Annotated in this window: 25 protein-coding genes; 8 read left to right on the top strand and 17 right to left on the bottom strand. The window is 45.2% G+C overall.

Annotated features, from left to right (window positions below; all coding sequences use genetic code 11):
• Window positions 1-32: 32 nt before the first annotated feature.
• Window positions 33-1,001 carry a hypothetical protein gene (locus IPG41_03505; protein QQR55594.1) on the top strand — a complete coding sequence of 323 codons (969 nt, stop codon included), beginning with the start codon at window positions 33-35 and terminating at the stop codon, window positions 999-1,001.
• A gap of 275 nt (window positions 1,002-1,276) precedes the next feature.
• Here the strand turns inward: IPG41_03505 and IPG41_03500 are convergent, their stop codons facing one another.
• Genes IPG41_03500 through IPG41_03490 form a run of 3 tightly spaced genes read right to left on the bottom strand, consistent with a single transcriptional unit; the run spans window position 1,277 to window position 2,234 of the window.
• A complete protein-coding gene (locus tag IPG41_03500; protein ID QQR55593.1) occupies window positions 1,277-1,528 on the bottom strand; it encodes a transposase in 252 nt (83 codons plus the stop codon).
• A complete protein-coding gene (locus IPG41_03495; GenBank protein QQR55673.1) occupies window positions 1,480-1,626 on the bottom strand; it encodes a hypothetical protein in 147 nt (48 codons plus the stop codon). Before IPG41_03495 ends, IPG41_03500 begins: the two co-directional genes overlap by 49 nt.
• Before the next feature lie 41 nt (window positions 1,627-1,667).
• Window positions 1,668-2,234 (bottom strand): hypothetical protein, encoded by a 567-nt coding sequence (locus IPG41_03490; protein QQR55592.1) that lies wholly within the window; start codon window positions 2,232-2,234, stop codon window positions 1,668-1,670.
• 183 nt (window positions 2,235-2,417) lie between these two features.
• Between IPG41_03490 and IPG41_03485 the strand changes: the two genes are divergently transcribed.
• The 3 genes from IPG41_03485 (at window position 2,418) to IPG41_03475 (ending at window position 7,158) form a co-directional block, all read left to right on the top strand.
• The gene (locus tag IPG41_03485) at window positions 2,418-5,285 is read left to right on the top strand and encodes a hypothetical protein (GenBank protein QQR55591.1); all 2,868 of its coding nucleotides are present in this window, start codon (window positions 2,418-2,420) and stop codon (window positions 5,283-5,285) included.
• A gap of 90 nt (window positions 5,286-5,375) precedes the next feature.
• Window positions 5,376-6,572 carry an S-layer homology domain-containing protein gene (locus tag IPG41_03480; protein QQR55590.1) on the top strand — a complete coding sequence of 399 codons (1,197 nt, stop codon included), beginning with the start codon at window positions 5,376-5,378 and terminating at the stop codon, window positions 6,570-6,572.
• 88 nt (window positions 6,573-6,660) lie between these two features.
• Complete coding sequence (locus IPG41_03475; protein QQR55589.1) at window positions 6,661-7,158, top strand: hypothetical protein; 498 nt, start codon at window positions 6,661-6,663, stop codon at window positions 7,156-7,158.
• 70 nt (window positions 7,159-7,228) lie between these two features.
• Here the strand turns inward: IPG41_03475 and IPG41_03470 are convergent, their stop codons facing one another.
• Entirely contained in the window at window positions 7,229-8,416 is a 1,188-nt protein-coding gene (locus IPG41_03470) for an S-layer homology domain-containing protein (protein QQR55588.1), read from the bottom strand.
• 117 nt (window positions 8,417-8,533) lie between these two features.
• On the opposite strand from IPG41_03470, the gene IPG41_03465 reads away from it, so the two are divergent.
• Window positions 8,534-9,052 carry a hypothetical protein gene (locus IPG41_03465; protein ID QQR55587.1) on the top strand — a complete coding sequence of 173 codons (519 nt, stop codon included), beginning with the start codon at window positions 8,534-8,536 and terminating at the stop codon, window positions 9,050-9,052.
• On the opposite strand, the gene IPG41_03460 is transcribed toward IPG41_03465, so the two are convergent.
• Both IPG41_03460 and IPG41_03455 read right to left on the bottom strand, forming a co-directional pair.
• Window positions 9,045-9,698, bottom strand: a complete 654-nt coding sequence (locus IPG41_03460; GenBank protein ID QQR55586.1) for a hypothetical protein — start codon at window positions 9,696-9,698, stop codon at window positions 9,045-9,047. The two genes, IPG41_03465 and IPG41_03460, sit on opposite strands and share 8 nt — an antisense overlap.
• The gene (locus IPG41_03455; protein QQR55585.1) at window positions 9,695-10,654 is read right to left on the bottom strand and encodes a protein phosphatase 2C domain-containing protein; all 960 of its coding nucleotides are present in this window, start codon (window positions 10,652-10,654) and stop codon (window positions 9,695-9,697) included. The genes IPG41_03460 and IPG41_03455 overlap by 4 nt, the downstream gene beginning before the upstream one ends.
• 289 nt (window positions 10,655-10,943) lie before the next feature.
• On the opposite strand from IPG41_03455, the gene IPG41_03450 reads away from it, so the two are divergent.
• The gene (locus IPG41_03450) at window positions 10,944-11,477 is read left to right on the top strand and encodes a hypothetical protein (GenBank protein ID QQR55584.1); all 534 of its coding nucleotides are present in this window, start codon (window positions 10,944-10,946) and stop codon (window positions 11,475-11,477) included.
• Window positions 11,478-11,516: 39 nt separating this feature from the next.
• The gene (locus IPG41_03445; protein QQR55583.1) at window positions 11,517-11,768 is read left to right on the top strand and encodes a hypothetical protein; all 252 of its coding nucleotides are present in this window, start codon (window positions 11,517-11,519) and stop codon (window positions 11,766-11,768) included.
• Here IPG41_03445 and IPG41_03440 read toward each other — a convergent pair.
• From IPG41_03440 to carA, 4 genes are read right to left on the bottom strand one after another with little or no spacing between them, the layout of a single operon-like run.
• On the bottom strand, window positions 11,734-13,023 hold the full coding sequence (locus IPG41_03440) for an S-layer homology domain-containing protein (GenBank protein QQR55582.1): 1,290 nt from the start codon (window positions 13,021-13,023) through the stop codon (window positions 11,734-11,736). The genes IPG41_03445 and IPG41_03440 overlap by 35 nt on opposite strands.
• Before the next feature lie 53 nt (window positions 13,024-13,076).
• Complete coding sequence (locus IPG41_03435; protein ID QQR55581.1) at window positions 13,077-15,371, bottom strand: hypothetical protein; 2,295 nt, start codon at window positions 15,369-15,371, stop codon at window positions 13,077-13,079.
• A 41-nt stretch (window positions 15,372-15,412) separates the two neighbouring features.
• Window positions 15,413-16,099 carry an S-layer homology domain-containing protein gene (locus IPG41_03430; protein QQR55580.1) on the bottom strand — a complete coding sequence of 229 codons (687 nt, stop codon included), beginning with the start codon at window positions 16,097-16,099 and terminating at the stop codon, window positions 15,413-15,415.
• A 12-nt stretch (window positions 16,100-16,111) separates the two neighbouring features.
• On the bottom strand, window positions 16,112-17,197 hold the full coding sequence (gene carA / locus IPG41_03425; protein ID QQR55579.1) for a glutamine-hydrolyzing carbamoyl-phosphate synthase small subunit: 1,086 nt from the start codon (window positions 17,195-17,197) through the stop codon (window positions 16,112-16,114).
• A gap of 118 nt (window positions 17,198-17,315) precedes the next feature.
• On the opposite strand from carA, the gene IPG41_03420 reads away from it, so the two are divergent.
• Window positions 17,316-17,849, top strand: coding sequence for a hypothetical protein (locus IPG41_03420; GenBank protein ID QQR55578.1), 534 nt, complete (start codon window positions 17,316-17,318; stop codon window positions 17,847-17,849).
• Window positions 17,850-18,142: 293 nt separating this feature from the next.
• On the opposite strand, the gene IPG41_03415 is transcribed toward IPG41_03420, so the two are convergent.
• The 7 genes from IPG41_03415 to IPG41_03385 form a co-directional block, all read right to left on the bottom strand.
• The gene (locus IPG41_03415; GenBank protein ID QQR55577.1) at window positions 18,143-18,367 is read right to left on the bottom strand and encodes a transposase; all 225 of its coding nucleotides are present in this window, start codon (window positions 18,365-18,367) and stop codon (window positions 18,143-18,145) included.
• Window positions 18,368-18,413: 46 nt separating this feature from the next.
• Complete coding sequence (locus IPG41_03410; GenBank protein ID QQR55576.1) at window positions 18,414-18,908, bottom strand: hypothetical protein; 495 nt, start codon at window positions 18,906-18,908, stop codon at window positions 18,414-18,416.
• 286 nt (window positions 18,909-19,194) lie between these two features.
• Window positions 19,195-19,557, bottom strand: coding sequence for a hypothetical protein (locus IPG41_03405; GenBank protein QQR55575.1), 363 nt, complete (start codon window positions 19,555-19,557; stop codon window positions 19,195-19,197).
• Window positions 19,558-19,846: 289 nt separating this feature from the next.
• The gene (locus tag IPG41_03400) at window positions 19,847-20,407 is read right to left on the bottom strand and encodes a hypothetical protein (GenBank protein QQR55574.1); all 561 of its coding nucleotides are present in this window, start codon (window positions 20,405-20,407) and stop codon (window positions 19,847-19,849) included.
• Window positions 20,408-20,455: 48 nt separating this feature from the next.
• Window positions 20,456-20,992: a transposase family protein gene (locus IPG41_03395; protein ID QQR55573.1), complete on the bottom strand. Its 537-nt coding sequence runs from the start codon at window positions 20,990-20,992 to the stop codon at window positions 20,456-20,458.
• Entirely contained in the window at window positions 20,967-21,515 is a 549-nt protein-coding gene (locus IPG41_03390; protein ID QQR55572.1) for a helix-turn-helix domain containing protein, read from the bottom strand. Before IPG41_03390 ends, IPG41_03395 begins: the two co-directional genes overlap by 26 nt.
• Window positions 21,516-21,856: 341 nt before the next feature.
• Window positions 21,857-22,207 carry a hypothetical protein gene (locus IPG41_03385; protein QQR55571.1) on the bottom strand — a complete coding sequence of 117 codons (351 nt, stop codon included), beginning with the start codon at window positions 22,205-22,207 and terminating at the stop codon, window positions 21,857-21,859.
• Between the last annotated feature and the right edge of the window lie 15 nt (window positions 22,208-22,222).

Genomic DNA, 22,222 nt, shown 5'->3' with positions numbered 1-22,222 from the left:
TCTTTACAAGCTTCTTACGGTATTTTTTAGGCATGAAAAAAATCTTTGTTCTTGCGCTTTTTATTGCTTTGACCGCGTGTTCATCCCCTACTGTGCAGGAGTCTCCTTATAAAGGCGCGCTGCCTCTGATTGAGGAAAAATTGCAGGTGGATGCATCCATTGAACCTGAGTCCATTCTGGCTTATGAATGGAATTTGGAGCGAGATGCGGTTTATTTGGTTTCTGGCACGGGAATTCGCGACTGTGCTCTTGGACTTTATGAACTCGATTCGGGTGTTTATAGTCCTGTAGAAATCCCTCCTATGAACTGTAACTCCAACTCTTCCGGTGGGCCTTTTCTTTATTTGCTTGCAGATGGCGCGCTGCTTTTTGATCCGGCATGGATTTCTTCAGGGGAATCGTCTGCCAATAAGGTGTTTCTGCTTCGTGGCACTCAAGTGGAAGCGGTTTATGAATACCCTTTTCCAGGTGAAAACTGCGATGAACTTTATACGCAAGCCGGCTCTCATCAGCGCCTCTTTGTAGAAGATCATCTTTTGAATGGACAGGTTTTGACTGACTTTTATTACGACTTTCTTGAAACGGGTGGGGTCAAACTTTTTCTCACTCAAGAGCATTGTCCCGAGCTCTCTTATGAACCCGGCGGGGTTTGGGAACGGGTTCAAAACCCTGATTTCACTTTTTCTGAAGAGCACGTAGACATCGAAGGGAGGACTTTCTTAAGGACGGTTTATATAGATGAGTCTAGCAGCACTTTTCTTGTAGACTCTCTCGATCCATCTGGTCGACTCGCTCAATTTTTTGAAACAGAATTGCCTCAAGAGGGGTTTTTAACTCTCTTTTTACAGACACAAGACGGGGCCACTTATGGTCGGACTCGAGCTATTTCCGAAGACGAGAAATTTTCTGTAGAACTGCCCGCCTCTTTGTTTTTGCAGTCTTCGACAGGGGAGCCATTTCTGTTGATCAATAGGGAGTTGTTTCGGTATACGCTTCAGTAAAGTCGATGGCTGACTTCACGTATTTTTATGGCTCTGGCGAGTCAGTTTTTTTATTTGCGCTTGACTTCTAAAAAGACCCCAGTTTTTTCAGTTGCCTGAATGAGAAGAGGGAGGGTTGGCGTTTTGGAGGGGCATGAAATTGGAGTGACTGTAGAGAATTCTGGAGAAAAGTTATGAAAGATTCCAGGTTAAAGGTGAGTGATTTCTTTGCAATGAACCCCTTGTAGTTGGAAACAACAGAAGTAACCAGACTGTGAGTGAGAGCTTGGACTTTCCTAAACATAAGAACAGAGAGGTTCATTGCAAATTGAGTCAGAGCAATCAAATTGATAAACTTTTTTCAGGCTAAGCACACGGATTTTCTCCAACTGGAACTTTTGCTTCACTCTCTTAAAACTCTTTTCAATTCCCCATCTTTCCAGATACAAATTCACAATCTGCTCTGCAGTATATGAATCCTTGAGTGAGTAGATGAGCCTTATGGGTTCTTTCCTTCCAGATGGTTCCGTATGAGCAGATTGTGGCAAAGATCCCCAAGCACTTTTCCATTTTTCATCAAAAACACTTCGTAGCTTCCTTCAGGCAACTCTTTCACAGAAATCAAGACCCCAGTTTCCTTAAGCACAACCGTTCTGTTTTCCCTTACTCTTGCGATAAATTGCACTTTTAAGACCTGACGAAGATCTCTAAAAGTTTCTCATCGTCGTTGCCACGATCAAAGACAAAAATGCCTTTATGATCAAAAACCTGGGTGAGTTCCTCCAAAATAGCCTTCCTAACCTGTCCCAAGAACTCTTTATCATTGTGATGAAAACGCAGTTTTAGGAGCAGATTGTTCACGCCCACTCCATGCAAAAGAAAACCAGGTTCAATGCTCCCTTCACTCGAATCATATACTTGTGACAATTTCTCCATCTTCTTTGCGGAAGGTTTGGAAAGATCTACGAGATCATAAGCAATCACTGTGTTTTTACGAATTTCAGAAGCTACAGCTCTTACTGAGAAATCCTCCACTTTCTTCTGTAAATCAACATTCCCAAGATGATGAGAGTACTTGTTCCCTTGCTTCTTTGCTGAAACCTCTTTGTTTTGGGCTAAATGCCAAAGTATAGGGGTGGCTTCTACGAAAAGTCCTCTAAGTACTTCAGCCAAGGCCTTCTTCTGTGGCAGGGTTAAACCTGTAAATATACTTCGGCATTTATTTGTAATGAAATCTTGGATATATTTGTTCATGGCTAAAATCTGTTATTTTTTAAAGGTGGTTCTTCAAAATTTAACACCCATTTTAGCCTTACCCTAAAACAAAATCTCCAATTCACTCTCTTAAAACTGGGGTCTTTTTAGCTTGACTTAGTTTGACACATGTGCAATATTGTTGTCTCGAATTCACTATCTTATCCCCTTAAACCATAGTGTATGAAAAGATTTTTTAGCTCACTTTTATCCTTTACGCTCTGTTCGGCGCTTCTTCTTCCGGCGATTCCGTCGGCTTCGGCGTTGTCAGTCACGCACCCGGGTGGTTTTATTACACGAGATGGTGAAACTTTGACGTTTGTATCTGAAATTTCTGTGGATTCTGATGCAGCTGTTTTAACAGCTACTTTGGATTGGGGAGATGGGTCAACACCCGATGAACAAATTTATTTGAGCAATGCTGAGGTTTCTGTCCCGGATATCACTAGTTTAACATGGTCACACGTTTATACCACAGCTGACGACTATGCAACGGATTCCTATGTAGCGACTCTCACACTTACAACACAAACACTCGATGCGCTTGAGACTACGGCTTCCACGACTTTTCCTATAGGAGTGCAAGGTTGTGATGCAGCTGAAGCTTCGGACCTCGGTGGTCCCCAATTGGGTTATCTTTGTGCCGGTGAACAAGACCTCTATACGAGTTCTTTTCTTGATTCTAGTGATGTAACTGCAGAACTTACGGTTCCATCTGAATCTTCCGGTGGTACATGGGCTTTCAGGATCAGTGGTTCTAATGGCGGGGAAGATGGTCCTATGACTCTTTCTCCTGGAGAAACTAAGCAATTGTCCTATTCCACACAAGGTGCTGAAGATGTTGAGGTGGCTATTAGTGGATCTTTAGGAGATACCAATAGCTATGGATTTTATAATATTTCCTTGAATTCTGCTTCTACTGGCACCGAAACCGCTACGCCGGATCTTACGGTTTCCAATGTTGAACTTTGGGACCGTACAGCTGGAGATGGAACGGGTGCTTTTGTAGACATGTCTACGGTGGATCCTAATGATGACCCAATTGACTATACCTTCATGTATACTTTGGAGAATGTAGGTGATGCAGATGCTAGCTACGACCCAACAGCTACAACTATTGTTTATCAAAACGGGGGAGAATTCCCTTATGTCTGGTCTAATTATGGGACTTCCGACTTCTTAACTGTTGGTGGCACTAATACATTCACTGCCGAAGAACTTACGGTTTCTAATCCTAGCCTTTCAAGTACACAGACCTTCATGTTCTGTGTGGATGATCCTTCTGTAATTGTTGAAAGTGATGAAGATAATAACTGTTTGACCATAAATAACCCTTTCTTTGAGGGTAATAATACGGGTTCTACAGCCATGCCTAATCTTTACACAAGCAATGCGTCTTACGATGCAGCGACCATGATTTTCTCTTACGACATTGGAAACAATGGAGATGCTAGTGTGACTTACAGTGACTATCCAGATGGACGAAATCGTTTGCGCCTCAATGGTCAAAACCTTCAAATCATGGGTTGGACCTGGCACCAAGATTTGTTCAACCGTTATGCTGAAGCCGGTGCCGAGCGCAATCGAACTCTTCCTCTTTACCTTTATGGTGAAATGCTCGCTTTGACCGATGGCAGCACCAATGTGCTTGAGGTTTGTGTGGACTCTTCTGACTTGGTGAGTGAATCGAGTGAAGCAGACAACTGTTCCAGCACCAGCTTTATTTACAATGCTGGTGTGCTCCCTGACCTTTATGCCTCTGTTTCTTCTGCGGACAGCGCTTCTGCCAGCTTTGTGATTGGAAACCAAGGTTTAGTGGATGTGCGTGCTTTCCAAAATGGAAGAACGGAATACTACTTGGATGGAGTTTCTGTCTTCTCGGATGCTTGGACCACCAGTGTGGATGCGCCCAATTACCTCGATGCAGGTACCTCTTCTACTTTGACTCAGGTCTTCAGCGGACTTGCCGATGGAGCTCACACCTTTGAAGTGTGTGTGGACACGCTCAATCGAGTTGAGGCTGAACTTTCAGAATCCAACAACTGTTCATCTCTCACATTCACTGTGGGTTCTGGGAATGGCGGTGGAAATTCCAACCTTCCTGACTTGACTCTCAGTGGAGCTAGTGTTGGAAGCGACGATCGTCTTTCTTTCACCGTGAGCAACAGTGGTACGGCCGATGTGAATTTGGCTGACCAACCCAGCTTCGAAATCACGGATGGCACCAGTTCTCTTTTCGTCGATCTGTTGTCCAATTATGGAACTGCCTTTGCGACTCAAGGGTCTTCTATGGCCTTGACGGTGAGCAACCTCACTTTGGCTGCCGGCACGTATACCGTTTGTGTGGATTCTGCCTCCAATGTGAGCGAAGTTTCTGAAGGAAACAACTGTGTGACCGTTGAGCACAATCCAAATTCTGGAAATGGAAATGGATCTGGATCTGGTAACGGAAACGGCAATGGTTCCGGGAACGGTTCCGGTGGTGGCAATGGTGGAGGAGTGCCTTTTGGTGGTAATGGAGGAGGCAACGGCGGCGGAAATGGTTCCGGTGGTGGCAATGGAAACGTAATCTTGACAGAAGACCCAGTGGTCTGTGAAGCGATGAGCTTTGTGGATGTCACTGAAGACATGGACTCTTATGACAGCATTTACCAAATGTGGTGTGAAGGAGTGATTCACGGTCGTGATGCCTTGCACTTTGATCCTAGCGATTGGATCAAGCGCGATGAAGTGGCCAAGATTGTTGCAAGACTCTTTGGTTACGTGACGGCAGATCACGATGAGCTTCCTGAAGTGACTGAAACTTCTTACGCTGATGTGTCTACGGATGAGCCTCTGGCTTACTACATTGAAGCGTTGACCGAAGAAGACTTCTTTGCTGAAGAAGAAGCTTCTGGTGTTTTTAATCCTCATGAAAATATGTCTTTCAGTGAGATTGTTGATGTGCTTGAGCTTGCTTCTGGAGAAGAAGTGAATGCTGCAGATTATGAACCTGAAGACAGTGTGGAACGAGGAACCTTCCTCGATATGGTGCTCGGATTGTTTGAGTAAAAGATAAGAAAAAGGGGGCGGCGGAAGCCGTTCCCCCTTTTTTGTTGTTAAACTCTGCATCTTCCCCTAAAGTTGAAGCGTCTTAAATCCATGCCTATGTTGCTCCGTCGCTGTTTTATTGCCCTTTTCTTTGGTGTTTTTTTGTCGAGTTCGGCCCTTGCGAGTACGAATTACTCCGACCTCTACCCCAATGACCCTGTTCAAGAAGCTGTGGACTATCTCACGGAAGAGGGCATTGTGGAGGGCTATAGCGATGGCACATTTCGGCCCATGGCGCTCATCAATCGGGCGGAATTCACTAAAATGATTGTGGAGGGAGTGCTGGGGGAAACGCCTTCGGCTGCGGAGTACGCGGCTTGTTTTGTGGATGTGGGGGAGGAATGGTTTGCCAAATATGTGTGTCGTGCCAAGGAATTGGAGTGGGTGGAGGGCTATGGGGATGGGCGCTTTGCTCCGGGAGACAATATCACTCGTGCGGAGGCCATGAAAATTTTAGCAGAAGCTTTAGAATGGGAGCTTTTAGACGAGGATGAGCGGAGTGTCTTTCTAGACAATCAAGACAATGGACAGTGGTACTGGGATGATTTGCTGCGGTTTGAAGAACGCGAGCTGGTGGACACTTTGGACAGCTATATTTCTCCACATGAGCTCATCACTCGCAAGCAAATGAGTCTGCTTTTGCACCGCGCTTTGACTTATGAAGAAGGCGAAAGGCCCGAGGTTTTTGAGTTTGAATTGGACCCCTCGGCTGGCTATGAAGAGGTTTTGGATTTGGGTTTGGTGGCGGCAATTCCTTCGAATGTCGACTTTGTCCATCATTCTCAAAGGGGTTGGCCTTATGGTTGTTACAGTTTTGCGACTAAAACTTTGGTGCAATACAAGTATGGCGAAGTGCTGGATATTGCTGAAGTTCAAGATCGGATTGCGTGGGATGGCACTTTTATTTGGTCTTCGGGGGAGCGTAGCCGTTTTGCGGCGGAATATGGCTATGATTTGCTGTTCAGTTATAATAATTCGGCGGAATTTTTCTTTAAAAAGTTGGCCCTGGGCGAGCCTTTGGTGCTTTATATTCCTTACTATTCCAATGGAGTGAACATTGGGCATCAGTTGGTGGCTTACTCCTTTGATGCCGATGGCGTGTGGGTTGCGGACAGTTTACAAGGTGGGCTTCAGCGGCACATTCCTTATTCGGAGGTTTTTTTGAACGGAGCCAACTTTACGACGAATTTGACGGAGTATCGCAAGGTTAAGTCAGGAGGCGAGCAGAAAATGCAGTCTTATTTGTGATTTTTCAGGTGTGCAGCACAATTCGCCTTGACACATCTTTACAATATTTCATTATTCTGTATAATAGGGACGTTTTCTTAAGATACGTATGGCTTTATCAGAAGTAAAAACAGGTTTGGCGGGAACAGAAGATATGCTTCGTATTTTTGTGACGGATCGTAGGAAGATGTTGGCTCTACCGCCTGGCGGTATTCAATCAATCAATACTTCTACCTACGAAACTCAAATTGAGGCTGCAAAAGGTGGAGGCAAAATTGTTACTGCTTTGGACTTATTTCGAAGGGATTTATTGAATGTTCTTGGTGGAGCAGAAGCAGCTCACCCGAGAAAGGGCAAGTTGTTTTTTAATCTTACTGCTGCTGAATTTGAGGCCTTCTATCCAGTAGTGAGGCAAGTTGCTCCCAATGTTTTGATAGGAATGGATATAGGAAAATATTTTCCCTGTCAGCAAAAGGAGGTTAAGGATGCACATCCAAATGTTCATTTTGTTGCATTGGATGCACATATCCCTTTTCATTTCGACTGGGGTAACTCAGGAAGCGTGAGCAAGGCAACCCCATTAGCAGGATCTGCAGCTGCAAAATAGCCTTTAAAAAAGCCCGGAGGTGGATTTTGAATCCAAGAACTTCGGGCTTTTGGTATAGAAAAGCTAGGGCTTAGGACTCCACCTGGAAGACCACCACGTCGATCAGTTGAGCGTCGGCGTTGTAGATAAGGTAAAGGTAATCTCCAAAATGGTCGTTCAAGAAGCCGTCACCATAAGGGCCTTCAGGGTTTTCGAAGGCAAATTCTCCGCCCAAGATGCCGTTGATGGTCACGCTTTCTCCAGCACCAACCGTGCTGCCTTCTGGGAAGGTGAAGCTGACATCGGTGGCTTCATAGTCGCCGGAATCGCTGGCATCCAAGAAAGTGACGTAGTAACCGCTCACATCCAAGCTGCTGCTGCCGTGATTTTTGAGCGTGAGAGACTCGTTCTCACCATCGTTGATGAAAGAGACTGCTGAAAAATCTTCAGGGTGATAGATGTAGTTGTAAGGGTAGAAACTTCCTGTTTCGTTGTGGGTGAAGAAGATCAAAGAGCTGGTGCTGGAGCCCATTTCCTCGAAGAAGCGAGTGAGCAGGCGAGGAGTGAAAGCTTCGGTGCTTCCAAAGTGCTCCACTACGGCTCCACGCAAGATGTAACTGGCCATTTCGCCCCGAGTCACGCTGTGGGTGGGATCTATTCCTTCAGGAGCAATGTTGAACTCTTGCAGGTTTTCGATGTATCCGTCGTACCAATGGTTGTAGGCGGACTCATTCACGGTAGGTAGGCCGTAAGTGTTGCTGACGAATTTGGCGATTTCAGCTCCGTTCAAGGTGTTGTTGGGGCGGAACGTTCCATCCGCATAACCTGAAATGATGCCATCGTGTTTCAGGTAGCAGGCGTAATCCTTCCACCAAGATTCACTGTAATTGTTGTAATCGGTGAAGCAGACTTCGTTGGGGATACCTCCACTTCCCACTTCTGCACGGAAATTGTTGAAGAATTTAACGGCTTCGGCTCGGGTTAAGGTGTTGTTGGGGCTGAAATAACGGGATCCATCGGCTGCTTCATAGCCCACCAAACCTTGAATTTGGGTTGCAAAAGACATGACGGAAAGCACCAAGGCTCCCAGGTTTTGGTAGTATTCTTCTGTGGAATAATCCTCCAGATTGGGAATTTCAACGTCTGTGAAGTTGTTGGTGACGATGGAACTTTGCAGTAAATCGTCTCGGCTGCCCAAAACGAGGGCGGCCATGCTCACTTGACTGCACATCAAAGTGATGAGTACAGCAGAGAAAGCTTTTGTAAAGAATCCTTTCATATGGGTGGATGGGTTAAACTGACCGCATTTTACATGTGCCTTTCTTCTTGGGAATGCAAAACCCCTTGACTGCCGAAGCTTTTACCTTTTTAATCAGTTCACTAGTTAATTGTTTATATGATGGCCATTGATGTTGAAAATGATGTGGATGGGGGCGGATCATCGGTTCGTGAGCGCATCTTTTTAGACCCAACTGACATTGCTCAGATTTCAGGGTTAATCAGAATGTTAAGCAACGAAGCGTCAATGCCGGTCACCCCGCAGAGTGTGTTGCCTAGCGCAGGTTTAGTTGTAGATTTGGCAAGAGTGACACCTAGCCATGACAATACTCTTAGTACGTTTCTCCGTGTGCAGTGTGATTTCCAAGGACAGCCCCTTACTTTTCCAAACTACATTTTGGCTTGTATTCCTTCAGAGAGTGCCTCTCTCTGGAGAGGGCCATTTGCTTCTCTCTTAGAGGCATTGAGCATGCACTTTCCAGATTCTAGCTTAGGGAGGCCAGCGGGTGGCAGCCCTCAGGAATATTGGACCCAGGTTTTTGACGAACGTTTTCCTATAGCGGCTCAGGTCTCATCCACCGATCGAGCTCTTCATGACACTCTGGATTCTGATGCTTTGGACAAAGCCGCTAAGTAAGATCCGCCTCCAATTCTTTTAAGAGAGGGGCTATTTTTGCGACGGTTTCGGGAACGGAGGTACCGTGGGGCAGTTGCAGCATCAGTTCGGGGCTGGCGAGCAGGGTTTCGTTTTCATCGTAGAACTGGAGGGCTTTTTCTTTGCCGATCAATACGTTGGTCCAATCGGGAGAAAGGCTGAGGCTTTCGCAGGCGTTTGCCTCCTGAAGCAGCTGTCTTTTTGTGCCGCTTCGCAGCCGTGCGAAATGACTGAGGTTTTCTTCTTTGCTCGGGCCTTGGGGGAGGCTGTGCAGGTAAAAACCGGGTTCGGGGTTTTCCCACCCTGTCCAGTTGCGCAATTCTTTGGAAGAGGCGCTCGGTTTTACGGCCAAGTAGAGTTTTTTAGAGCTTTTCAGCTTGATTCTGATGATTTTGCTGGTTTTGGATTGAAGATGCACGATTACGGTGTGGTTTTGCAAAGTCCCGATCCAAAAGGCTTTTCGGTAAAAATGCTGCAATTTGAAGCCGGGTAGATCTTTTTGCAAAGCTTCTTCCCAGATGCGGCGTTTTTTGTCTCCGTGGCGGTAAGAAAGCCAGCTGATGAAGGCTAGCACCGGGATAAAGAGACCTCCTGTAATAATGAGAATTTGTAGGTCGGTGGAGTTCACGATCCTAAGAGTATCCGGCTGAAAAACTTTGTCAATTTTTGCATCCGACTGAGAGGCCCTACAGTAATGGCTATTGAGGCGACATCATCAAGTTTTGCTTTATGAGCCTCTTCGTGAAGCCAATTTACCTTCTCGGTTCCCCCCTCTTGATTTTCACCCAAGTTCAATGCAAAGCTCATGATTCCATCTGAGCCTATAAAGAAGGTTCCTCCTCCTTCGGGAATATGAAGGGTCTCTGGCTTCAAAATGTCCAGCCTATTCCTGTCTGTTCTTTTCCCGGCACAGATGGCATCTGTTAAGGTAGATCCTTTACCTTTCCTAATGATTTCTTCAATGACCTGACCTACGTTCCTATTGGCTTGCAGTAATTCATAGACATTTTTTGTTTCAGGCAGCAGGGCTTTGCGGCAGAAAAAAGGGTCTATCTGTCCATCTGGAGTCATCCATCCGTTGAATCCGTCTCCTACTCTTAAAATCCAGGAGATGCGTTTTTTTAGGTCCACCAAAAGAACAGTAATGCATGCTCCCAATTTCTCTACATTTGCATGCTCCCCATTCACCTCAGCAATCGTCCTTTCTAATGCGCTTATTATCCTCTGTTTGAATTGATCGGCTGTAGCGATGAGTTCGGCATTTGGATCCAGCAGATCCTCTGAGATGTTTTTGGCAAGTGCTTTTGCCAGGGCTACCGTGGCAGGCTTATCGGTACCGCTTCCAATGCCGTCTACTGCGCAAGCGGCAATTTGATCTCCTTCTTTAATAAGCCCAACGCGATCTTCACATGTATTTGGGTCCTCGTTTTTTCCATCCACACGTGCGAAAATTTTGACACCCTTTCCTTCGTGTCTTTTTCCTCCATCCCCTGGCTCTGGATTTAAGAATACTGCAGTAGCTCCTACAGATGCAGATGTTTCTGGATGGGGGTGGTCTTCTTGGCCTGCAGCTCCCAAAACCATGAAATATGTTGTAATTAAGATCTGACCGTACAAGATAAAGCGTATCTTTGCAAATCTTTAGTCAAGATTCAGGAAGTGGGAAACCGGGCAGGTCTTTTTGCGAGGGTTAGCACTGGGAAGGCTATTTTGCGTACAATGCCAAGTTTAGCCTCTGGGAGGCCCTTTTGTCATGAATTTTGCCATTTTGTTTTAAACAACAGTTTACTTTTCTTTTAAAGAAAAGCTGTACAGCTGCACTTTTTTGTGGGAGAATGCGGTATTCGGACGCTGTTCAATTAAATTTTTACTTATGAGATCACTTCCTTTAGCACTTGGAGCGGCGTTGACTGCCTGTGCGCCGGGACAACATGCTGGTATCAAAAATCTGAATTTATTTGAAAGAGCTTCAACAGGGCCTTCTTTTGAGATGGATGCTATGAGTTTGGTTCGTTTCATGACAGCTGTTGAAAAACAAGCTGCTCTCACGATTAAAAATTATGAGGAAAGAGCTTCTGTTTGTCACTTTTCGGTTACAGGTTGGGAACCTTATATTGAGGAGATTGAAGTTTCAGCTACGATTACGATGGGAGATGAACCAGTTACAAGGGTATTCGTTAACTTTCCTGGCCAAGACAGTCCGCTAGCGCAGTTGAGTGTTGATGATTCCTCAAGGACATGTAGTATTGCTTATGGGAAGGACCCAAAAAACAAGATGGAGCCATGGAATTGGGAGAACACAGATGAAAAAACAGGCAAATATCCCGACTGTGAATTTGCTTCCTCGGCGCAAGAGCTGTGTGAAAATGCTCGTAAGCGATTTGCTCAAGTAAGTCAGGCCCAGTGAAGCCTTGCTGAATGTGGCAGCGCGATTTAAGATGTAGCTATGAAAAGCTCTCTGACCCCTCAGCAAGAAAAAGAAGCTTGGCAATTACAGATTGGGATTGGCGTTTTTGTGACGCTGCTCTCTGGGTTTGAGCTCTTACTCCACTATGTTTTTGGCGTGGAAATTGAAGGTTGGACCCGACGTTTGGGTCACTTTGATCAAACGGTGGTGTGGGTGTTCTTTGTGATCGGTTTGATTTGGTTCTTCAGTTCTTTGTTCAGTTACATTCGGAAATACTCCACTCGTAAGTGATGACCGTTTCATCTTCATCAAAGGCATAGGGGCTCTCGTTTGTGCGAGTTTCTTCTGTTGAGCCGGACCAAAATTCGTTTGCGTCAGTATAAATGGTTTGATTGGGCCAAGGATGATCGTAGACGGTCTGCTCCGTGCCGGTGGCACTATCGTAGCTTGTCATGAGGCCATCGCCGTAGGGTACGGTGTAATTGATGAATAAATCACCATTTTGCACCACATAGCCGTAAATTTCTTCGTTTACTTCGTTGCTGGCTGCTTCATGATCCACTGTGGCAGTGGTGTGTATTCTGTTGATTCCAGCGGATGTGTAGTCTTGGGAGTCTTCTAAATAATCGGCACTTACGGAATAACTTAAGAAGTTGAAGAAGTATTCAGTATCAGAACCCCCATCCTGACGATCGACTGTGAAGGAAAAATCAGCATCAATGGTCGTTTCTGCATCGCCTTCGCTGGGGAAGGCATCTCCTGTGGCATAATGTCGTGTGGTGGTGTGTTGTACTCCTCCGCAATAAATGAGGCCTTCTTCTAATCCTTCAAAAACCGTATTTTCGCTTCTTGTATCAAAAAAGGGCTGGTCGACAAGGTCTTCGTGATCTTCTTCCGTTAAGAACTCATCACGATCTGCTCGGTCGTAATAGATGGGTTCATCTTCACCGTCCTCCGTCACGGCCTCCGCAACCAAAGACCTAAAGAACTCCTCAAAAAGATCTCCACGGGTGATGTCTTCACTTGGAGCCACTAAGGGATCTGGCATGAGGTTCAAATCGGCGCTCACTTCCATATAAGCGCTGTACCAAGCTTCTCCATCGGAGGGCAGGATGGGGTCGATTTCATAGTGTTGCAACAAACGATAAACGATGGCTGAAAGTTCCGCATGATTCATGTTGCTTCCAGGAGCAAAAGTGCCATCGGGATTGCCATTGAAAATGCCTGCGGCTTTCGCAGCACACACGTAGTCTTCGTACCAACTTCCAGATTCAAGGTCTGTGAAGCAGCCGGGCGTGGCGGAGTCTGTATCTAGCTCTAGGAAAATGGCCACCATTTTTGCCACTTCTGCACGGTTCATTTCGCTTTCAATGCGTACGGTTCCATCGCTGTAGCCTTCAATGAATCCTTCTCGTCGCAGCACTTCAGTAGAAACGTAGTAATCACTGGATTCCTCCAGATCGCTGAAAGCTCCTTCAACGGCAAAGGCGTTGGAAGGCAAGAGGGTGAGTAAGCTGAGCAGAGCAAGAGAGATGTTTTTTTTCATGGCGTGAAAGTGAAAGCGTTTGTACTTTACAGGTTTTTTTTGCAAGTGCAAAGCTAGATGAACACCTTTTCGTAATCCCGGATGCGGGGGTCTAAGATGAGGATGCGTTTTCCTTCCCATTGATTGGCTAAAAATTCATTCAAAATGGCTCGGAAGCGTAGGGCGGCGTGGGGCAAGGTGTAGCCTTTATAGGCATCGACATAAGCTTTGGCGCGGCCCAACTGAATGGGATCGCTGGGGCTGCTGAAAGGCAGGCGGTACAGGGCCAGAAAGCGCAGATCCACACCTTCGTTCAAGAGCATGTCGAAGAGGTCTTCATTGCCCACGAAGATGTTTTTCCCATTGGAATTTTCAGCCATTTTTACGATTTTTCCTAGGCCGCCGCTCATGAATTGCACGAAGAGTTTTTTCCCGTTTTTTTTGGCAAAATCGTTGAGTTTATAAAACAGTTGTTCGGAAGCGGTTTGAGCGTTCACCAAAACGAAAGCATTGCCCTGCAAAGGCAGCAGTTGCTCGGTGAGCTCGTGAGCCACATCGCTGACATAAGCGACGTCGTTGGGCTTGGACATTTGAGTTTTTGGATATTCAATGGGCAATGGCAGGCTCTCTTTGGCTTTGAGGTGTTGCAGCGTTTCGGGCAGGCCTAGCTCTTTTTTAATGAACTCGAAGTCGTCTTTGAGGTCTGCGTGGTGGCAGAATAAATGGAGTTTTTCTATACCCTTCCATACCCTTTCGGTGAAGAGCGTGGAGGGGTGTTCGGGGAAGGAATGGATGATGGGCTCTTCATCTGCGCTCCAGGTCATCCATAAAATGGGGCTGGCGGTGCGCAGAATTTTGGTGAGATAGGTGAGGTAGCGTGTGAATTCATCCAGGCTTGGACCATTTTGTAGATCGTCCCCCAGGGCTGCAGTGGCTGCTTCGATGGCTTCGGCAGACATTTTGATCTTGTTCCATTCGCTGCTGTTTTGGTGCCAGGCTTCCACCACCAGAGGGTGACGGGCGTCTCCGGGGAGTCCGTATTTTTGTAAAAACATGCCGCAGAATCCAAAAAGAATGGACACGCGAGCGGCCAGGGAATCGATGATTTCTTTGTGAGCGGGATTTTCTTTTTGCAGGCGGCTGAGCTCGCTTAAAAAACGGCTTTCACTCAGACGGATGTGCCAGGCCTGCTCCAGAGTGCGTACCAGCTCTTCGCTTTGAGCCACAATCACGTTGGGCGGCAGGGGCAGTGCAGGATCTTTTCGACTGCGATCTTTTAGAAAATGCAAATGACTCACCACGCGCACTTTTTTGCTGAATGCTGTTTCGGTGGCTTTTTTATAAAAGGATTTTTCGGCGCTTTCTTCTTGGCAACAGATGTCATACCACAGACTGGCTTCGTCCTTGACCAGACGGATTTCTGATTTTTCACCTTTTTTGGTGTATTTTGCCCAGAGGCTGACTTTGAGGGCCAACATGCTGGATCCGGTGTCTAACGGGGTTCTTTGCACAAATTGCTCCAAGCGTTCTTCGTCTAAATATTGGTTGGGATGTTTGAGCACGCCTAAATCGGGATGAGCGGGCAGGTTTTGAACGTGGGCCAGCACCAGCAGGCTTTCCTCGTTTTGTTCCAAGGCGTAGTCGATGAGGTCTTGAGTGGTGTGACTGCCTTCTTCGCAAAGGAAGGGTGGCTGAATTTCGGCCACGATGCTTTTTAAATGAGTGTGTTTTTCACTCACGGGGCTGAATTCGCCGCCGCCGCTGGGCAAGAGCTCGTCTGATTTTTGCTGTTTTTCATCGAGCACCTGCAAAAGGGTGGCAGCCCAAGTCCACTGGCTTTTTTCTAAAATAGGGCGGAGCAAAGTTTTGTCCTCTTTAGGAAGGGCCCGCAGGTGGCCGCACAATTTCCACATGAGCTCAATGTTGGCTCTTACGTCGTGGATGGCTCGGTGAGCATTGGGTTGCTCTATGCCTAATTTTTGGGTTAAAACTTCCAGGCTGTAGCTGGCTTCTTTGTACATGAAAACTTGAGCCAGTTGGCAGCTGTCCAATTGCACATTGGGAAGACCCGCGCCTTTTTCGTTGAGAAAATTGACATCAAAAAAAATGAAGTGTCCCATGATGGGCAAATCCCCTATTTTTTCTTTGATCAGGGGCAGGATTTCTTGCAAAGTCGGTGCGTCTTTCACCATTTCGTCGTCGATGCCGGTGAGGTGGGTGGTGAAGGGCGGAATAGGGATGGGTGGACGGACCAAACTGCTCCATTCTTCAAGGATTTTATTGTCGTCGAAAAGCAGAATGGCGACTTCAATGATGTGGTCGTTTTTGGGGTTGAGTCCGGTGGTTTCTAGATCCAGGCCAATGTACATGCGGGGATTCTAGAGGCTATCTCGAAAAAAAACCAGAGCGCTTATCCTTCGATTTCGGAAGGCAGTCTTTCCATGATGCGCAAGGTGAGGGCGCAGGTTTCGGCTCGACTTACGTTTTGATTCCCGTTGAAATTTCCTTCAACGTCTCCGGTTACAATGCCCTGAGCTTTGCCGAAAGCGCTGTAAACAGCGAACCAGTCATTCACAATGTCCACATCTGGGAAGTTGGGGCTGAGTTCGTCTCCCACGGTGAGGCTGCCTGCGTTCAACAAAATTTTCAAAGCTTCCGCTCGGGTGACGTGGGCATCTCCGTGATTTTTCCAATAATCCAGGTTGTTGATGAGGCCGATGCTGTGAGCAAAATCGGCATAATTTTCATCCGGCGCTTCGTAATGGAAGGCGCGCAGGGCGATGATGAGGAATTGAGTGCGAGTCACCGGATCATTGGGGCCAAAGGTGCCGTCTCCATAACCGTTGATGACCTGGGTTTGATACAGATTGTTGATTTGCGTCTCAGCCCAATGGCCTTGAATATCGGTTAAAGGAGGTCGTGCGGGATTTTCATCAGGTTCTTCGTCCGCGATGTCGGTGTCGGTTGGTGGGAGGGTGGCGAGCTCCACTTGCTGTTTGGCTTCTTGCGTCGAAAGAGCCAGTGGCAAGGAAAAACTGATCGCGAGCAGGAGGATCGTGAAGAAGTAGCGGTGCATGGGCGTTGGGCTAAGTGTCACAACGGGTTCAGTTTAAAGCATTTCCACAAATTCATCAAAAAGAAAGCCGGTGTCGGTGGGGCCGGGGGTGGCTTCGGGGTGGAATTGGACTGAAAAGAAGGGGAGTTTTTTGTGACGTACTCCTTCTACGGTTCCGTCGTTGGCGTTTGTGAAGCTGGTCTCCCAGTCGGAGGGAAGGGTTTCATCGTTCACTGCGAAACCGTGGTTTTGAGAAGTGATATAACAGCGTCCGCTGCGAGTGTCGATGCAGGGTTGATTTTGGCTGCGGTGTCCGAATTTGAGCTTGTAGGTTTTTGCTCCGGCTGCAAGACCCATGATTTGGCTACCTAGACAAATGCCAAAGGTTGGAATTTTTCGCTCGAAACAGGCTTCCATGGTGGCGACAGGTTCGGGCAAACGTGCGGGATCGCCAGGTCCGTTTGAAAAGAAGACGCCATCGAATTTCAGCCCATGGGCAGCTTCGTAATCGAAAGGATTGTGATCCCAGGGGAAGCGAGTCACTTTGATGCCACGTTTTAAGAAACTGCGCAAAATGTTGAACTTCATGCCGCAGTCAATCAGGGCGATGTGTTTTTTACCTTCGCCATACGTTTTGGGTTCCGTCGGGCTGACTTTCGCGACCAGATTAATGGTGTTGGGGTCGTAAAATTCTTTGTGGGGCGCTTCATTACTTGGATGAATTTGTCCCAGTTGAGAACCGCCGTCGCGCAGCAATTGGGTGAGAGCACGGGTGTCCACTCCGGTGATGCCGGGCACGTCGTATTCTTTCATCCAATCGGACAGGGATTTCCCGGCATTCCAATGAAAGTAGTCTTCACTGTAGTCGCTGACGATGAGCCCTTTGAGATGGATTTTTTCGCTTTCAAAAAAGCGGCTGATTTTGTCTTCATCCAGTGCTTCGTTGGGCACGCCATAATTGCCCACTAAAGGGAAGGTGAGCACCAGGATTTGATCTTTAAAGGAAGGGTCGGTGAGGCTTTCGGGGTAACCCACCATTCCGGTGGTGAACACGACTTCCCCCTCACTTTCCTTAAAAGAGCCAAAGGCTTTTCCAGTGATTTGTGTGCCGTCTTTGAGGGTGAGAGTGAGGTTTTTCATCGCTCAGAATCTAGCAGGTTTTTGCTGGAAGTCTACCCTCTGAGTTAGGGGAGAGGGTTGACAAATTCTCCAAAAGCGGTATCGTCAGCTTTCTGATGGTCTCCCTTCCTAATATTTTATGTCTTTACTGGAGAATGGAAATTCACAAGCAGGAGCTGACACTCCAGCAAATGAAAAGAAAGCTCCGAGTGTGCTTTTAAGGCCACCTTTTTCAAATCTTGGTTCATTACTCGTTGGTGGTCTCTCTATAGCTTTAGCCACTTACACGTGGCAAGCACATGAGACGCGACAGGAGGCAAAGGCATTACTTGAAAAAGCTCAAGAATTGACCGAAGGTTTGATGGCATATAGAGAAGAGCTTCTGAGCCAATTTCATCCTTGTGATGAAAGTCAAAAGGCGCAGGTAACCGATGTTAGAGACTACATAGCTTCCAATTTAGAGCCATTGAAAGAACGACTCATTCAAACTGCTGGGCCCATTCTGTCTGAGGAAGATATTTCTGCTTCCTTGAAAGCTACCTTGGATGTTCATGTTTTTTGTGCTCAACATTCTTCTATGGATCCTCTTGGCGGTGTTATTACAGCAGAGACTATACGCTTTGATGATGCAGCAAGTTTTTCCCTATCGCCCGCTTTTTTTTGTTGGTGTTAGAGATGAAGTGAATCTTTGTGCGCAAGTAGGCACCTTGGTCCATGAAGGAATACATGCCGCTACCGGGTGGGATTATGCTCCTCAAGGAGATTCAGTTGATCAATTTGAATCACTTCGAAAGGAATTTGAATCCAACGATCTGTAACTTACAAGAAGTATGTCCTCATATACACCTTCTGAATCACCAATAGAGAGAGCTATTGCTAAAATGGAGGACTCTATAAAAGAGGTACGTAAGCATGTCACTTTTTTTGTGCAGCGCATTGCTGCTTTAATGGAAAGAGAACCTGCTTTTAAAGTTGTTGATGGTTATGAAACTCGACTTGAAAGGCATCAAGGTTTTCATCACTACCTATTTCCACAAATTGCAACTCAAACCGCTCTCCTATCTCTTCGCAGATCTTCTTTAAACTGTACTCCACTTCCTCCGTTAAAATCTTCCTCCTACATTTCACAGGACAAACCAAGTGATATAGCAACAGACTCTTGTTATGGCTTTTGTAGATATGGTTGCTCATGCCTCCATCCTACACCCGCGCAGCAAGCTGCGGGGAATTCTTCCGATTAAATAGTGGATTGCCAATTCTTAACTTCTTCATCACTTAAAGATTTTCCCCATCCATTATGAATATTATTAGGTGGATTTGTATAAAAATCTAATTTTGGTAATGGAACATCATATTTAATACATAATTCTAATACTTTCCTTAAAAATTCAGAAGATCCAGTAATATCACTAGTATACCAAGTTGAAGCGGTTGTTTCAAAAACATATTGAGAAAATTTATCAAAATCTTCTAGTAAATTTTTTGGTATTGAATTAATTAAATCTTCATTATAAGGATCACCTTGACCAGTAATTGTTAGGTGATAAAACCCACTTTCCCATTCTACCCAAGTATTTGAATTTACTTGCGTAACTTTCCAAATATGTTGAATGAAATTTTTTATATCAGGATGTGATATATTAAATTTGTTACAAAATCTTTCAAAGCATATTACTGATACGCAGGTTCTCCCAATTACTGTCAGTTTATTAATCTCTTCAATAATATTCATCTAGCAAAGCCTTAAAAAAAATTAAATTACATGTAACGTTCGTGACTATGCGATGTTTGCCAGTGGCAAAATACGCTGAAAGCGCACCACTGGCAAATGTGGGTGAATGACTGAGCGAAGCGAAGAAATGAACCGCATAGTCATTGTTGTACATTGTTGTACGATGTATTTTTTGCCTATTTTCTTGAAAACTTTTCTTTCCATTCATTAAGCAATTTTGCTAATTCTTCTGCCGATTTTCCATAGGTATCTGGCAATGCCCCTTCAACACCTGTTATCGTTTTTGCTATTTTTTACCTGTTTCATATTTTTTATGCCCTGGGCTATAGTTGAAGACCACCATTTTATTTAGTCCAATGTATCCAGATTCAAATTGGTCTACTTCATTCCAATTGGTAAACCCGCCGCGAAATAATGAACGTATTTCAAATCCTTTTTCGGAAATGCGTAAGTAAGAAGAATGAGGTAGCAAAATTGCGATGAATACTATGCATCCGATGCCAAAAAAGATTGATACGAACCATCCCATAGGCTCTCTATCACTTATCATCCAAGTGCCTCCCAGAGTGAAAAAAAGTGATACAAAAAAAAGAAGAAAAGTTTTCCACTTGCTTGGATAAAATGTTAATGATGTTGAATTTTCGTTCACAGTTTTGATATTAGAGGCAAAAAATATTTCGCTTAACGTGGATTTTACGCTGACGTTTTTTGACGCCTGTGTCATTTATTCAATCTGTAAAGCCGATTTGCGTCAAAAAATGTGGTCGTAGCGGCTCACGGTGACGCGTGTGCGCGTCATCCGCGATCTTATGCCGCGGAGAACCCGAGCACGCGAGGAGCTACGGCACCGCAGCGCGTAAATTTTGTGGGACCAGCTTTCCTTAACCTTTCTTTCCAACAAATCTCTAGTCTTAACTATGCTTGGTTAGGAATGCCAATTATTCCAAGGGCATTATCCTTGTTTCTCCAGTGATACAGTTTACTATTGTACCGTTTTCTCCCAAAAGCAGTCTTTGTCCTTCAGGTGTGGGATAGACTATATGATATTCTTGTCGGGGCTCATAATAGCTAACAGATTCTATCGCCCCCCAGTTTTGATTGTTTGAAATGGCATACTCTTCTGATTTTAACTTTGCTTCTTCCACTGTTAATTTGCAGCCAGGATGTAGTTTTTCATTGTTTTGTGTAGAATCCAAGTTCTCTTCGTAATCTTTGATTATTTCACCGACCTCTTCGCTCGCATCTTCTAGATTTCTGTCAGTTCCTTCTGGGTAGAATGTGTCACTTCCACTTTCTGGGACACGAATGTACATATTCCCATTTTCTGGATAAATGATGCAATCTTCTCCACACCAGTCTTCCGCAGAAGGTGTGAAAATTATTTCTTCGCCGAAATTATCAATAGTGATTGCTTTTTGTTGTTCGGTGGTGATGTTTGTGCAAGCGAAGAGGGAGGTGCTAATCCCAATAATTGTTAACACTGATAGCGCTTTGTTCATTGTTTTATGATTAAAATTTAAGCTCGTGAAGGAGCTTAGCAGGCTTATTTATTTCGTACAACGTACTGTCCGGTTCCATAGTTTCAAGTACACCTCGGGGATGGGGCGAGGGGAGTAGAATAGATGAAAGTAGTGAGCAACTGGAGGTCTCATATTGAGAGATTCATGTGGACGAAGGCAATTATACTCCACGAGCCAATCCGCGAGCACCTCATTAATCTTGTAAATGGGACTGGTTAAGTCCACTCTCCAGTAGAGGTGTTGTTGCAAAGTAAGGTTGAATCGCTCACAAATCGCATTATCTTTTGGTGTTCTGGGGCGAGTGAAGAAGTGCTCAATCCCTTGCTGCTGGCAGGCTTTATGGAAGTACGCCAGGAACTCACTGCCGTTGTCTGTTAAAACAGCTTTAATCTTGGTCTGGAGCACTTCTTCCATCTTTTCCAGCAAAGCTTTGGCCGCCTTGGAACTGTGGTGCTTGGTTACGAGTGCAAAACCTATCCTGGTGGCCACATCCACACAGGTAATGAAGTACAGTTTGTTGAAGGCGCTGTCCACAAACTCAACGATGGAATCTAGGACTACCAAGTCTCCAGGTTTTAAGATTTGGTAGTCCTTGGGGAGTTTTTCTTTGGACTTTCCAAGCAGACCTAGGTTTTGGTTTCTTGTGAAACCCGGGGCAGCGATTACGAACCAGTAATCCTTTTGCTGCCAAATAGCGGTACAAGGTGGAAATGCTGTGCTGGTGAAGAAACATGTGAAGCTTCTTGTGGCTCCAATCTGGAAACATCCTTGCATAGCGTTCAATCTCTTGTTTCTCTTCACTGGTGAGATTAAATCCACGTTTGTTATTGGGTCCTGTTATTTTCGGAATAAGACCACCCAGTCCTTCTTCCTTTCTGGCCTTCACCAGCTTTTGTACGTGGCTTCTAGAAGTTTCAAAAGCCCTGGCAGTCTTGGCTTTATTCTTTCCATTATGGTCGTACCAATCCAAAATAAGGATTCTTTCTCTAAGTACGTCTCTCTGCCAGGGCTTTAAAGTAGCTTCGTTAAACTGCCGAAGTAATCTTCTCAGTCCACGAATGCCTTTCGTCATGTTATATTGTTCCATGAGGGAGTTGGGGTGAAGAAGTAAAGTATCTCTACTCTACTCCCTCTTCCTTTTCCCCTGAGCTGTACTTGAAATTCGTGAAACTACGTACGTACGTGCCTGAACCGGAGGTTTTTTTTGGCGGTATAATTAGCAATTCATAAACCACTAGCTATGCTGGTGGGACCTCGAAAGGTTAAACCGTGTACGTGGTGTAACATGGCGTTGGAAGCCTCAGAAGGGGTTATTTATCAATAACCTTTTTTAATATGGAAACATTCATTCATACGCAGTGTTAGGCGATGTAGAATTTTCACCTTTATCAATAATTGCGAAGCTACAATATTTAAGAGTCGGTAACTTTAATATTTCCATCTTACAGTTATAATAATTACACCTAAAACAAACACTGTTAAATTCAAGAAACCAGTAAAATATCCGTTAAGATATGAGATGGGTGAATATGCAAATAATGCTGTTATTACCGTGGTAATTATGCATAACCTTACACCATTTTTTCTTGTTAACAATTTAGAGGAATTTTTCATTGAAGGTCCGCAAGCTATTGTAATCACTAAGCCAAGAAAAAAAATCATTGCACCAAGAATATCAATGTCAATTTCCCATAAACTATAAGTTAGAAAGTTAAGTAGAAAGATTACTATCCCAATTGCACATAATATAATTCCGTTTTTTCTTGTAAGCCATTTCATAATGTTGTTTAAATT

Source organism: Candidatus Peregrinibacteria bacterium (genome assembly GCA_016699145.1).
Taxonomy (GTDB): domain Bacteria; phylum Patescibacteriota; class Gracilibacteria; order UBA1369; family 2-02-FULL-48-14.
The sequence above is the reverse complement of the archived record's forward strand: the minus strand, read 5'-3'. Positions and strand labels throughout refer to the sequence as shown.